This is a genomic window from Nocardiopsis yanglingensis, assembly GCF_045809185.1.
Lineage (GTDB): Bacteria > Pseudomonadota > Gammaproteobacteria > Xanthomonadales > Xanthomonadaceae > Stenotrophomonas > Stenotrophomonas yanglingensis.
The window spans coordinates 38,099-51,177 of sequence record NZ_JBJNRH010000005.1; the positions used below are offsets into that span (position 1 = coordinate 38,099).

The 13,079-nt window shown below is 65.1% G+C and carries 9 protein-coding genes and 1 tRNA gene; 6 read left to right on the forward strand and 4 right to left on the reverse strand.

Annotated features, from left to right (window positions below; all coding sequences use genetic code 11):
- Positions 1-143: 143 nt before the first annotated feature.
- From ACJ7C5_RS09120 to ACJ7C5_RS09135, 4 genes are all read left to right on the forward strand, one after another.
- The gene (locus tag ACJ7C5_RS09120) at positions 144-1,373 is read left to right on the forward strand and encodes an MFS transporter (protein ID WP_412703710.1); all 1,230 of its coding nucleotides are present in this window, start codon (positions 144-146) and stop codon (positions 1,371-1,373) included.
- Positions 1,370-2,527 (forward strand): ROK family protein, encoded by a 1,158-nt coding sequence (locus tag ACJ7C5_RS09125; RefSeq protein ID WP_412703711.1) that lies wholly within the window; start codon positions 1,370-1,372, stop codon positions 2,525-2,527. The genes ACJ7C5_RS09120 and ACJ7C5_RS09125 overlap by 4 nt, the downstream gene beginning before the upstream one ends.
- 86 nt (positions 2,528-2,613) lie before the next feature.
- A complete protein-coding gene (locus ACJ7C5_RS09130) occupies positions 2,614-5,109 on the forward strand; it encodes a TonB-dependent receptor (protein ID WP_412703712.1) in 2,496 nt (831 codons plus the stop codon).
- On the forward strand, positions 5,109-6,215 hold the full coding sequence (locus ACJ7C5_RS09135; protein WP_412703713.1) for a YdcF family protein: 1,107 nt from the start codon (positions 5,109-5,111) through the stop codon (positions 6,213-6,215). The genes ACJ7C5_RS09130 and ACJ7C5_RS09135 overlap by 1 nt, the downstream gene beginning before the upstream one ends.
- 17 nt (positions 6,216-6,232) lie before the next feature.
- Here ACJ7C5_RS09135 and fauA read toward each other — a convergent pair whose 3' ends face one another.
- Together fauA and ACJ7C5_RS09145 are read right to left on the reverse strand one after the other, a co-directional pair.
- Positions 6,233-8,404, reverse strand: coding sequence for a TonB-dependent alcaligin siderophore receptor FauA (gene fauA, locus ACJ7C5_RS09140; protein WP_412703714.1), 2,172 nt, complete (start codon positions 8,402-8,404; stop codon positions 6,233-6,235).
- A 111-nt stretch (positions 8,405-8,515) separates the two neighbouring features.
- Positions 8,516-9,454, reverse strand: coding sequence for a helix-turn-helix transcriptional regulator (locus tag ACJ7C5_RS09145; RefSeq protein ID WP_412703715.1), 939 nt, complete (start codon positions 9,452-9,454; stop codon positions 8,516-8,518).
- Between the two features lie 139 nt (positions 9,455-9,593).
- On the opposite strand from ACJ7C5_RS09145, the gene ACJ7C5_RS09150 reads away from it, so the two are divergent.
- Both ACJ7C5_RS09150 and ACJ7C5_RS09155 read left to right on the forward strand, forming a co-directional pair.
- Entirely contained in the window at positions 9,594-11,924 is a 2,331-nt protein-coding gene (locus tag ACJ7C5_RS09150) for a TonB-dependent receptor (protein ID WP_412703716.1), read from the forward strand.
- Positions 11,925-11,954: 30 nt separating this feature from the next.
- Entirely contained in the window at positions 11,955-12,494 is a 540-nt protein-coding gene (locus tag ACJ7C5_RS09155; protein ID WP_254919658.1) for a DUF4189 domain-containing protein, read from the forward strand.
- A 105-nt stretch (positions 12,495-12,599) separates the two neighbouring features.
- Here ACJ7C5_RS09155 and ACJ7C5_RS09160 read toward each other — a convergent pair.
- Positions 12,600-12,692, reverse strand: a tRNA-Ser gene (locus ACJ7C5_RS09160).
- A 78-nt stretch (positions 12,693-12,770) separates the two neighbouring features.
- Positions 12,771-12,974 (reverse strand): carbon storage regulator CsrA, encoded by a 204-nt coding sequence (gene csrA, locus ACJ7C5_RS09165; protein WP_004152909.1) that lies wholly within the window; start codon positions 12,972-12,974, stop codon positions 12,771-12,773.
- Positions 12,975-13,079: the final 105 nt, after the last annotated feature.

Genomic DNA, 13,079 nt, shown 5'->3' on the forward strand with positions numbered 1-13,079 from the left:
GCGCAGCACGACGAATGCTGCGCGCCCAAGGCCTGTGGTGCAAGCCACTCGCTGAATGGCCGACCACGCGCCATGTCAGGCCGCTGTCACACAGGGGTAGTAGAACGATCCCGGATCTCCGGCCTCCTCCCCCCAAAACAGCGTTGAACGCGCAGCCATCGCCGCGGCAGCTCTATGCCGCCGGCCACTTCGCCCGCACTCTGTCCTGGTCGTTCGTGGACCTGGCGCTGGGCTACTACCTGCACGTCCGGCTGGGACTGCCGGCTGACCACACCGGCCAGCTGCTGGCCATCTCACTGGCCTACAGCAGCGTGCTCGATCTGCTGTTGGCCGCCGTGTTCACGCGCCTGCACGACCAGCGTCGCCTCGCCTTGCGCCTGCAGCTGGTCGGCGGCCTCGGTACTGCGGCCAGCGCCTGCCTGCTGTTCAGCCCGAGCACCGCGACCGAACCGGCCTTCCTGCCGCTGCTGGCCGCCTCGCTGTTGTTCCGTACGTGCTACGCGGTTTACGACGTGGCCCAGAATGCACTGACTTCGCTGTTGCCCCGCGACGAGAACGAGGCCATGCGCTACGTTTCTGCCCGCGCGGTAGTGGTACCGATCTCCAAGCTGTGCATCGCTGCAGCACTGTTCGGCGTGGTCGGTGCACCTGAATCTGCAGGCAGTGGCAGCGCGCTGCTGATCTGCATGATCATCGGCATCCTGATCGCGGCCGCCGCGCTTCCCCTGGCCTGCATCGCCACGCCCGCACGGCCCGCCACAACCAGCAGGCCCGTTGCCGGCGCCCTGCCGCTGCCGGCACTGCTGCCGGTTCTGCTGGCTGCAGCGGCAGAAACGGCACTGGTGGGCCTGGCCGGGCGCTTGTTTCCCTTTGCCGACCAGGGCGCAGCGCTGACCTTCGCCATGGTCGCGGGCATGGTAGTCGCGCCTTGGCTCCATCTGCGCCTGCGCCCCCCACTGTGCAGCGAGACAGGCCTGATCGCGCTGATGTCGGTGCTGGCCATCGCTGCCGTCTGCGTTTACCAGGCCAAGCCCTCCCTGCCTGTAGCGATTGCGTGTGCCGCTGCCCATGGGGCGGCGGTGGCCAGTGTCGGCCTGGTGCTGTGGCGGCGCACCGCGCTGATCGCCCGTCGCCATGCCGCCCGCAGCGGACGTGAGGATGACCTGAGCTGTTTTGCCCTGCTCACTGGAACCATGAAACTGTCCATTGCCGCCTCCTCATTGCTGCTGGGCCAGCTGCTGCCCGGCATACAGGCCGGTGATCCGGGGACCTCTGCCGCACTGGTCTCGCTGGTTGCCGTCGGCAGCCTGCTGTCGCTGGCCGCATTGGCCTGGCCAGTCGCGCTGCCGCGTACCGAGGGCCTGCACCCATGAACCTGGCTCCCACATCGCGGCTGCGCCGCAAACCGCTGATCGCGCTGGATGCCGACCACAAGCGCATCATCTGGCTGTTGCGCACGATGGGCGCGGTTCCCCGTATCACCATCGCCCACCAGCTGGGCATGCACAACGGCGCGTTGACCCGCCTGGCGCGCGAACTGCTGATGCTGGAAGTGATCGAGGAACAGGGACAACTGTCCGATGGCCAGCGCGGCCGACCCTCGGTGCCACTGGCGCTGTCCGGTAGGGGCGGCTATGCCGCCGGTGCCACGGTGCATCCCGGTTGGCTGGAGATCGCGCTGGTGGATTTCGCCGGCCAGGTCATCGCCCGCGACGCAACCGCATTCGACAGCGCAGATCCCCTCGATTTCGTTCATCGTGTGGACCAGCGCCTGCGCAGCCTTACCAGCCGCACCGGGCTCATGCGCGCGCGCTTCCTTGGCCTTGGCGTGGCGGTTCCCGGGCCCGTGGTCGAAACCGGTCCTGCGCGCAGGCACGCGGTGGACTGGCTGCACGGTTGGCGCGATATCGACAACGACCAGTTCTTCGAAGATTACTTCGGTTTCCCGGTCTGGGTGGAGAACGATGCGACCCTGGCGGCGCTGGCGGAGTACTACGACAGCGGACTGATCCGCGAGTGCGCGTCGGCGCTGCTGCTGTATGTCGGCCACGGCGTGGGCGGTGGTGTGATCCATCGACGTGATGTGATGCGCGGTGAATTCGGCAATGCCGGCGACATCGGCCGCCTGTTCCGCATGGACGCGCCGCGCCCCTCGGGCATCGACCTGCTGGCCACGTTGCGCGACGCCGGCGCTGGGATTCCATCGCTGTTCGAACTGGAGGCCTGCCTGGACACCCACGCCGACACCATCAATGCCTGGGCCGAACGCGCGGGCAACCAGCTGGGCGCGGCAGCCAATACCGGTGTGGCATGGCTCGATCCTGGCGCCGTGATCCTGTCCGGCTCACTGCCGCGGCGGGTACTGGAAGCGTTGGGGCAACACCTGCAGCAGCCTGCACGCTGGAGCAGTGCGCTGGACAGCCTGCGCCTGCCGCAGGTGCATGTATCACGGCTGGGCGGGGCCGCTGTATCGGTGGGCGCGGCCCTGCTGCCGATCCATCAGCTCGGCGCCGACGCCATCGTTTAATTGTTTATTTCCGCCGAAGTAAACAATTCCGTCATCGGCCGGACCTACCGTGCAGCGGTCCCCCTTCCCTGCATGGCCGCCCTCCGATGAACATCAGCCCCCTGGTCCTGGGCATCTCCCTGGCCCTGATCTCCCTGCACGGCAGCGCGTCTGCGCAGGACGCCCCCGTCCAGAACAAGGACAGCGCCGACGCTGCAACACTGGATGCGGTGGTGGTCACCGGTGCGGCACGCACCCAGCGTCGTTTCGATGCGTCCTTCGCCGTCAACTCACTCAGCCGCGAGGATGTGCAGAAGCTCGCGCCGAAAAGCTACGCCGACCTGCTCGGCTCGGTTCCCGGCATCCATGTCGAGGCCACCGGTGGCGAAGTACAGAACATCACCCGGCTGCGTGGCATTCCCACCGATCGTGGCTTCATCGCCTTCCAGCAGGATGGCCTGCCGCTCTACCAGGAACTGGATGGCCACTTCTTCAATTCCGGCGACGGCATGAACCGGTTCGACGTGATGAACCAGCGGGTGGAGATCGTGCGCGGCGGGCCGGCGCCGATCTATGCCAGCAGTGGTGGTGCCATCGTCAACAACATCCTCGCTGAGGGTTCCGAAGACACCCACGGCAAGGCGCAGCTGACCATCGGCGATACCGGGCTGTACCGCGGCGAGATGTACCAGTCGGGCGCGCTCGGCAAGGACACGTTCTACGCTGTCGGTGGCTTCCTGCGCCAGCATGACGGCTACCGCGACAACGGCTTCCCCAACGACAAGGGCGGCCAGATCCGCGGCAACATCAAGCACTACTTCGACGACACGAGCTGGTTCAAGGTCAGCGGCACCTTCGTCGACGACCACAATACGTTCTACCTGCCGATCCCGGTCGCCGACCCTCGTAATCCCAGCGTGTCACTGGATCCCTACATCGACTACTTCGACGGCACGCTGAACTCGCCGTCACTGCGCAGCGTCAACCTGAAGTACCTCGATGGCGGCGGTGTCCTGCAGGGCATGAACCGCGACCTGGCCGATGGCCGGCACATGCGCTTCGGCAACATCGGCTTCCAGTACGAGAATACTGCCAGCGACTGGACGATCTCGCTGAAAACCGGCTACACCAAGGGCCGCAATACCTTCGACGCGCTGTACTCGACCACCAACCCGGTCGATGCACGCAGCTTCGCCAACAGCTACCTGGGCGCGGCCCGCAGCGCCTTCGGTGCCGGCGTCGCGCGGATGGGCTACGCACTGGCCGGCAGCAATGGCACCAGCGCCTACGATCCCTACGCCGACTCCGGCCTGGTGATCTCGGCCCAGTACCGTGCCGCAGATTCGGACTTCTACTCCGGCCAGGCCGACTTCAGTGCGACACGGCTGTTTGAAACGGCCTGGGGCAGCCACGATCTGAACATCGGCGCATACACGGCCTTCTTCGGCACCACCGCTTTCAGCCTGTACCAGGACATGCTGATGGAGATGCGCGGCAAGCCACGCCTGCTGGATCTGGTGGCCTACGGCAACGATGGCACGCCGCTGGGATATGTCACCGACAAGGGCACGCTGCGTTATACCACCACCCTGAATCGCGGCAAGGTCGATGCCCGCATGTTCGCGGTCTACGCCAATGACACGTGGGCGCTGACGGATCGCTTCAAGCTTGATGCCGGCATCCGCCATGAGCGCTACCGCTACGAAGGCTACGCGGAGCAGACCGCCCAGGTCGACCTCGGCGACCGCAATACACTGGCCGACAACACCACGCGCCGGTTCACCGGCGTCGTCCAGAACCATCGCCTGAACCCGACCGCGACCAACTGGACCGTGGGTGCGAACTTCGATTTCACCCCTGCGGTGGGCGCCTACGCGCGCGTGTCACACATGGAGATCGTTCCCAATTCGTCGGTGGCGCGCTCGATCGATCCCACCATCGTGCAGACCCAGCTGGACCAGTACGAGCTGGGCCTGAAGGCCGGGTTCGGCCGGTCCTACCTCTACCTGACCGCGTTCTACACCAAGTTCGACCCGCTCAACGCCTCGTTCGTGGCGTTCAATCCGACGACCGGCCGCAATGACCAGTCGGTGCCCTTCATCGGCACCGCCGTCTCCAAGGGCATCGAGCTGGATGGCATGTACCGGCCGCTGGACTGGTTCAGCATCGCCGGCTCGATCACGGTCAGCGATCCGCAGTACGACAGCCTGCAGAACGATTCCGGCGCCGATCCGGCCGCCGTCAACGGCAAGCAGATCGTTCGGGAACCCAAGCTCTACGGCAACCTGCGGCCGACCTTCAGTTTCCAGCATGGCCAGGACCAGTTCGAGACCTGGCTGCGCTATGACGTAGTCGGCAAGTCCTACGTCGATCTGTTCAACCAGACAGCGCTGCCTGCCTACCAGACCCTGGGCCTGGGCGTTTCATGGAAGCGCGGCAACTGGGGCGCACAGCTGGTGGGCGACAACCTGACCAATGAAAAGGGGCTCACCGAGGGCAACACCCGCACCGACGCCCTGGCCGGACAGGGTTCGGCCGAGGCAATCTATGGACGGCCGCTGTTCGGCCGCAATGTCCGCCTGATGGTCAGCAGGAGCTGGTGATGCACCAACGATTGAGCTTGTCCCTCGCCCTGCTGGCCACGGCTGTGCTGCCGCTTGCGGCCGCCGCTGACGACCGCGACAGCGCCGCGCTGGCCGCACGCCTGTTCCCGACCCTTGTACAGTTGAAGCCTGATACGCTGCCCGGTCGTGCGCGCGCCGCCCTGGCCGAACGCATGCAGCAGCTGGCGGGCTGCCGGACCACTGCCTGCACACTCGAGGCCGCACGCTGGACGCCCACGCAGGCGGGCCTGTTGAGCGCCGCGGTTCCGGCGCGGGCTGCAGCCGTCGAAAGGGAGCTGGCGGGCCTCAACAACATCCTCTCCGTCTATGGCCAGGGCCAGCCGCCCCGCTACGACGCCATCGACGGCCCGGTCGGCGCGGCGGGCAGCACGCGCCTGGCAGGCGATGTTGCCATTGCCTTGCAGATGAGCGAGGTGGACGCCGCTGCGGCCTATACCGCATTCGATCGCAGCATCGCGGTGGCGGTGGGCCTGCTTGATGCCAATGACCGCCTCGATGCGATCCGCTTCGAGCCCATCAGCGCGGGAATGAACGCCGCGCCATTCGCGCGCGCGCGGCAGCTGGATTGGAACGCGCATCCGTACACATCGATCATCGTGCTGGGCCAGGGCCCAGACGAACTGACCACCCCACTCAGCGCCGGCAGCAAGCTGCGCCTGAAGGCGGCTGCACAGCGCTACGACGCAGGTGATGCTCCCTTCATCATCGTCTCCGGCGGCGCCGTGCATCCGCGCGGCACCCGCAGCGTCGAAGCCCTGCAGATGCGCGAAGCGCTGATCGCGCGCTTCGGCATTCCCGCAGAGGCGATCCTCATCGAGCCCTATGCCCGCCACACCACCACCAACCTGCGCAACGCAGCGCGGTTGCTGGCGACCCTGCAGGCACCGCCGCGGCAACCGGCACTGGTGGTCAGCAGCCCATCGCATATCGATTCGGTCGCCAGCAGCGGATTCAGCGAGCGCAACCGTCGTGAGCTGGGCTACGTTCCCGGCAAGGTCGGTTCACGCATTTCGCCGTACGCGATCACCTTCGTGCCAGCGCCCGAATCACTTCGCATCGACCCGATGGATCCGCTGGATCCCTGAACCGCGCCACTGCCGCCTCAATAGCCGACCTTCAGCGTGAACATCACGTTTCGCGGTGCACCGTACCAGCCTTGGTTGTAGAAGCCGATCTGCGAGTAATAGTGGCGGTCGAACAGGTTGTTGATGTTGACCGCCGCAGAGACGTGGGAACTGAACTGGTAGCGCGCCATCAGGTTGACCAGTGCGTAGCTGGGCTGCTCCACCGGCACTCGGCGATTCCCGGGCGCGGTGGCGGTCTGGTACATGCGGTTCTGCCAGTCCACGCCACCGCCGATCGTCAGGCGGTCCCAGGCACCCGGCAGCCGCCAGGTGGTGAACAGCTTGAACAGGCTGCGCGGCTTGGCAGTGTTGATCGCACGGCCCTGCGCGTCCTGCGCGATGAAGGTGGTGAAGCTGGTTCCCAGGCTCCAGCCCGGCAGCGGCTCGCCGGCCAGTTCCAGTTCCAGGCCGTCCACCGTTGCGCCCTTCACCGCACGATAGGCCGCCTGCGTGCTGCCTTCGACCAGCCCACCGGTGGCTTCGGCAAGGTTGTCCTGCTGGGTGCGGAACAGCGCTGCCGACGCATTCAAGCGTTCCTGCAACCAGCTGCCCTTGAGGCCCAGCTCGTAGCTGCGGCCGCTGACCGGGTCGAGGATCTGTCCGGATTCATTGCGGTTGTTCTGCGGCTTGAAGATGCCGGTGTAGCTGGCGTAGACGCTGCTGTAGCCGTTGAGGTCCCAGACCACACCTGCATACGGCACGAACTCGTTGCGGTAGCGGTACTTGCGCTTGCTGCCGAAGTAGACCTGGTCGGTCTCCCAGTTGCTCAGGCGGCCACCAACGATCACGTGCAGCGGATCGGCCAGCGACAAGCGCGCCACCGCATAGGCACCGCTCTGATGGTTGTCCAGATCATCGGCCTGGGCCTTGCTGCTGGCCCACACCGGTTCCGGCGTACCGGGCCCGTGCCAGTCCAGATAGCTGGCCAACGGCGGCAGCGGCGCCAGCGCGCGGTACTGGCCGAGCGCGATCTCGTCACGCGAACGCGACCAGCCGATGGACGCAGTGTGCTGGCGGCCGAACAGCTGGAACGGACCGGTCAGGCTGGCGCTGATCGCTTCGCGGCGCACCGGACCGTCGTAGCGGGTGAAGCTGTTGCCTGTGGGCATCGCACCGGTAACCGGATCGGGATAGCCGCCCCGGTAGAGATGCTTCATCTCCATATCGGTATGTGAGCGGCTGTAGGACACGCGCGCCTGCCAGTCGTTGCCGAAACGATGGTTGAAGTCGAAGAAGCCGTTGCGGGTGTCGGTGGTCATCCGTGCCCACGGCGCGGTGGCTGATACCGAGCGGTCGAAACGGGTACGCGTGCCGTCAGCGTTGAACAGCGCGAAGCCACTGCCGAAGCCACGATTGTCGTTGCCCTGATAGGAGATACCGGCGATCAATCCGGTGTCCTCGCCCAGGTCCACACTGACCACGCCGTAGAGTGTCCTTGCGGTGCTGTCCAGGCCAGCGGTGTAGCTGTCGCCCTCTGCGTGCGCCGCCACCAGGCGACCACGCACGCGTCCTTCCCGGCTCAACGGGCTGGACACATCCGCCCACGCGCGCCGTGCGTCCCAGCTGCCGAGGCTGATGCCACCACTGGCAGCGAACTCGCGCAGCGGGCGCTTGCGCACATAGTTCACCGCCGCCGAGGGATTGCCGGCGCCGGTCATCAGGCCATTGGCACCGCGCACGATCTCGATGCGGTCGTACACCACCATGTCCAGATTGTTCTCGCCGAAGTTCCATGGCGACAGCACCGGCATCACCACGCCATCGAACTGGTAGTTGTCGATGTCGAAGCCGCGTGCGGAGAACGAGTAGCGGTTGGCATCGCTGCGTGTGACCGAGATGCCCGGGGCGGTCGACAATGCGTCGGCGGTGCTCAGCAGCCCGCGGTCCTCGATCTGCTGGCGGGTGATGACGCTGACCGACTGCGGCGTCTGTCGCGAGGTCAGCGACAGGCCGGTCGCCGTGCCCATGGAATCGGTGGTGTAGGAGCGCGAGCTTTCGGTGCTGCCATCGAGGTCGGCCGTGACCTGCACGGTTGGGAGCTGGGAAGGCGTTACAGAAGGAATGCGTTCGGCGGCGTGGGCAGCGTTGAACAGCGCCAGGGTCGTGCCGATGGCGGTGGCCAGGGCACACGGGCGGAAACAGGCAGGCATGGGAGATCCAGCGGGAGGGAAAGGCTGGATGAGAATTATTGTCATTTGAACGTGAGCGCACGTATGCACGCACGCAGCAGGCGTATGCGCACTGCCAGCCGCGATCCGGACTCAGCGGATCTGGCTGGGGGCGATGCCGTAGCGCGTCCGGAACGCAGTCGCGAAATTGGTGGCATGCCGGTAGCCGACGAAATGCGCGGCCTGCTGCACGCTGCAGCCCTGCCGCAGTTGCTCGCAGGCCAACTGCAGGCGTCGCTCGCGCAACCACGCGAATACCGAACAGTGGTGCACCTGCTGGAACTTCAGGCGCAGGCTGCTCGGGCTCATGCAGGCCACGCGGGCCAGATCCTCGAGCCGGTGGTCGGCCGCAGGTGATGCCTGCAGGCAGTCGATCACCCGTTGCAGCATGCGGCGATCGCGCGGTGAAACACGCAGATCCGGCAGCGCGTCCTGTGCAGACGTACCCAACGCCATCGCCAGCATCTGCAGGCCCACACCCTCGCACAGCAGCGCATGCATCGCGCCCTGCCAGGTCCCCGACAGCAACTGTTCGGCGGCGTGTTCAAGATGCGCGGGTACCTGCCAGCTGTGCAGCCGCCGGCGACCATGGCGACGAGCCTGCAACAACAGTTCGCTGATCACCGGATCATCCATCTCGGCCGGTGCATCCAGCGAGACATTCAGACTGCGCATCCGTTGGCCGGCCGGATGGATCGCAGTCATCGGCGCGGCATCGGCCAACACCATCGCGCCGGCGCCGCGGTTCATGCCGATCACGGCCTGCCCTGCCAGGCGTGCTCCGGCACGACCTTCCAGCATCACGATCGCAGCGAACGGCGGGGGTGCCTCCGAAGTCGCCTCGAACGGCTGGTGCGCGACCACGTCCGACAGCGCCAGGCTGATGCCAGGGCGCAAGCAGCGTTGTTCCACCCTGCCCTCGACCACGCACAGCGCGCCCGAATCGGCGGCGGACGCAAGTGCTGGCAGCCGATAGCGGAAACCACTGCTGCGGCCCAAGCGGTCCAGGTCGGCAAGGGTAAGGGTGTGCATGGGGCGCCTACGGGATATCCAGCGCCATTGTCATATGAGAACCGCTCTCATCTCCAGCCTTCCCGGCAAGGCCCGATCTGCCCTTGCCGGCATAAATAGTTACGTTATAACATTTCACATATTTTTCACGGAGCGCCCCATGCGTCGCCACCTGCTTGCTGCCGCCATTCTGTTCGTCGTTCACAACGCCCAGGCTGCGGACGAACCTACCCTTCCCACCCTCCAGGTGCAGGCCTCGCAGCCCTCCCGCATCGACAGCCGAGTCACCGTGGACAACCCGCAGGCCCAGAACCGCACCCTCGGCGGCCTGCTCGAACACGTCTCCGGTGTGCAGAGCAGCGCCTTCGGGCCGAATGCGGGCGCCCCGGTCATCCGCAGCCTCAGCGGCAACCGCGTGCAGATCCTCCAGGACGGCCAGTCCATCCTGGGCATGAACGCGATCAGCGGTGACATCAATATCCCGTTCGATCCGCTGTTCGTGCGAAGCGTCACCGTCAACAAGTCCTCCGACACCGTGCGCTATGGCGGCAATGCGATCGGTGGCAGCGTGGAGATCGACTCGGGCCTGATCTCGCGCAGCATGGAAGACAAGGACCAGTCGATGGAACTGGTCCTGCGCAAGGGCTTCAACGCGGCCGACGCGCAGGGCTTCCGCATGAACTTCAACAACCAGCGCAACATCTCCACCAACCTGCAGGTGTCGCGACAGCGTATCTCGCACTACGACATCCCCGGCAACAGCAAGGCCAGCGTCTGCAACACCGGACTGTTCCCGGCCGGCGGGGGCGTCAACTCGGCGCTGGCCGACGCCTGCCAGAAAGAGGCGCGCGTCCAGCAGATCTACAACAAGGCCTCGCAACCCTACATCGACCAGTTCATGACCGAGAACCCGGACTGGGCCGATGGTGATTTCTCCTTCTACACCAACAATCCGACATCGGTCTGGCAGCGCCGTACCTACGTCAATCCGGTCAACCCGGCCTACGTTGCAGGCACGCCTTCATACGTGCAGAAGCAGATCAACAACGATGTCACCCCCGACTACCACCACCGGCTGGGCAACAGCTATGCACGCAATTCGCAGGTGGCCTTCGGTTCGACGCTGTTCTTCGACCGCGGTTACGTCGGTGTCAGCATCGATGCCAAGGACAGCGAGTACGGCGTACCGGGCTTTTCGATGCAGAACCTGTCGTTCGGCTCCAACTACGCCGATGGCCTGCCGGTGGGCGTGGTGATCAAGCAGCAACGCTACGCGCTGGAAGCCCTGCTGCGCGATCCGTTGCCCTACGTTGAACGCGCCGAGCTGCGGGTCTCGAAGCTGGACAACACCTCCGGTGAGCGGCTGGGCGCAAAAAAAGCCAACGACTACGACTTCGAGAGCACCCAGGCCGAGCTGCTGCTGAGCCACCAGCGGGTCGGTCCGCTCAGCGGCCTGCTGGGTTTCAGCCACCAGTCGCGTGATGTCACCGGCAGCGGCTCGCTGCGCTACCTGCCCGACGTCGACAGCCGCAGCAACGCGGTGTTCCTGAAGGAAACGCTGGACTTCGGCTGGGCCAGCTTCGACGCAGGCGTGCGCCACGAACGCGTGGATCACGAGCTGCAACCCAGCCGCTTCAAGACCGCGCGTAATGCTGCCAACACGAATCTGCAGGACCGCGACTACCGGCTCAACAGCTACAGCCTGGGCTCGTATGTCGAGCTGGGGCCGATGTTCGCGGCCAAGGTGCGTTACTCGTCTTCGCAGCGTGCCCCGGAGATCAACGAGCTGTATGCAAGCAATGCTCACTATTCGGTGATGACCCAGGAAGAAGGCAACCAGAATCTGGAACCGGAACGCGCGAAGAACCTGGAACTGACCGGCCTGTTCCATCTCGGCGGTTTCGAGCTGTCAGCCACCGCCTATCGGATGAAGTACGAGAACTATCTCTACCTCGGCTACTCCGGCCTGCAGACCGCCAACCGCCTGCCGCTGAAGTACTGGAAGCAGACCGACACCACGGTGAAGGGCTTCGAGATCGACGTGTCGCAGGCCTTGGACCTGGGCCGCTATGGTTCGCTCAACGTCTCCGCCTTCGCCGACCTGGTGAAGAACAAGGCCGACCACCCCGATTCGCTGCGTGCCCACAATGACGGCGAGTACCTGCCGAACATGCCGACCAACCGCTACGGCGCCAACCTGCAGTGGCAGCGCGAGGGCTGGAAGGCGCAGCTGTCCAGCACCTACTACGACACGCAGAAATACCTCGGCCGCAATGTCAGCGAGGAAGTGCCACTGGATGCGTTCAACCTGGTCGACCTGCAGGTCAGCCGTGAGCTACCGGTACGCAACAGCTACATCGCCGGCATGGAGGTGTTCGTCAACGGCAGCAACCTGCTTAATGAAGAAGCACGGCCGCACAACTCGCCGTTGAAGTACATCGCACCGTTGCCGGGGCGTGGTTTCCAGGTGGGTGTGACGGTACGGCTCTGACGGCCAACCGATAGCGCCGCCCGCGGTTCGATGAACTGCGGGCTCGGCGTAGTGGCTGCGACGTTGCGCTTCAAAACCGTTCTGATCCACCATCAGCAGAAAATGGAGATGGCAATGAACTGGATGCACCCCCTGTCACTTGGCCTGTTGCTGTGCCTGTCGTCCAGCGCCAATGCGGCCTCCGCGATCGTCTACGACGAGGATGGCCGCTACGGATACTCCTTGAACCAGAGCACGCTGTCTGCAGCGATGCAGCGCGCACTGCAGCACTGCGCCGTTCGGTCCCACAACTGCGCGCAGACTGCCACGACCACCGCGGTGGGATATTCGGCGATCGCTACCGGCACCGTCGCCATGGGCTTTGCACTTGGGGAAAAGACGGCGGACGCCGCACAACGCAAAGCGGAAAGGATGTGCAGGCAACGCGCCAATGACTGCACACTGGCAATTCTCTGGCGCGAAACGCCGAGCGGCATTGCACCACCCACTCATCCAGGTCATGTGGTGCCGGAGCCCAGGCTCTACTCCTCGCCCGAAGTCGGCCAGGACGCGGCTGGCAGCACCCACTAGGCCTGCACGACGCCCGCGCGGCGCGGCGCGGCGCGGCGGTGTGTTACCGCGTTGAACAAAGAAAAACGCCTGCAGATCGAGGATCTGCAGGCGCTTCTTTGTATCTGGCGGAGTGAGAGGGATTCGAACCCTCGATAGAGCTTTTGACCCTATACTCCCTTAGCAGGGGAGCCCCTTCGGCCACTCGGGCATCACTCCGGGGTTTTCTCCGCGTCTGGTGCGTTGCACCTCAGCGGGGCGTGAATCATAACGTTAATCGAGTGCGAAGGTAAAGCGTTATTCGGCAGAATTTTCGCTACCGGTGCCACCGGCTTCGTCACCGCGCTGGATGCGCTGATAGATCTCTTCGCGATGCACAGCGACGTCCTTCGGCGCGGTGATGCCGATACGCACCTGGTTACCCTTGACGCCAAGCACGGTGACGCTCACCGAGTCTCCGATCATCAGGGTTTCGCCGACGCGGCGAGTCAGGATCAACATTTTTGTAAGTCTCCATGGAACCGTGTGGAAGGGTATCCCCCACCGGCTTGACGCTCCGTCAAGAAGCGCTACCACGACAAAGGGAAAAGATTCGCAATGGTACCG

Excerpts from the sequence above, each read along its gene's own strand:
- ACJ7C5_RS09150 (WP_412703716.1), top strand. The coding sequence starts at position 9,594 with ATGCGTCGCCACCTGCTTGCTGCCGCCATTCTGTTCGTCGTTCACAAC.
- ACJ7C5_RS09145 (WP_412703715.1), bottom strand. The coding sequence starts at position 9,454 with ATGCACACCCTTACCCTTGCCGACCTGGACCGCTTGGGCCGCAGCAGT.
- ACJ7C5_RS09155 (WP_254919658.1), top strand. The coding sequence starts at position 11,955 with ATGAACTGCGGGCTCGGCGTAGTGGCTGCGACGTTGCGCTTCAAAACC.
- csrA (WP_004152909.1), bottom strand. The coding sequence starts at position 12,974 with ATGTTGATCCTGACTCGCCGCGTCGGCGAAACCCTGATGATCGGAGAC.
- ACJ7C5_RS09135 (WP_412703713.1), top strand. The coding sequence starts at position 5,109 with ATGCACCAACGATTGAGCTTGTCCCTCGCCCTGCTGGCCACGGCTGTG.
- ACJ7C5_RS09130 (WP_412703712.1), top strand. The coding sequence starts at position 2,614 with ATGAACATCAGCCCCCTGGTCCTGGGCATCTCCCTGGCCCTGATCTCC.
- ACJ7C5_RS09125 (WP_412703711.1), top strand. The coding sequence starts at position 1,370 with ATGAACCTGGCTCCCACATCGCGGCTGCGCCGCAAACCGCTGATCGCG.
- fauA (WP_412703714.1), bottom strand. The coding sequence starts at position 8,404 with ATGCCTGCCTGTTTCCGCCCGTGTGCCCTGGCCACCGCCATCGGCACG.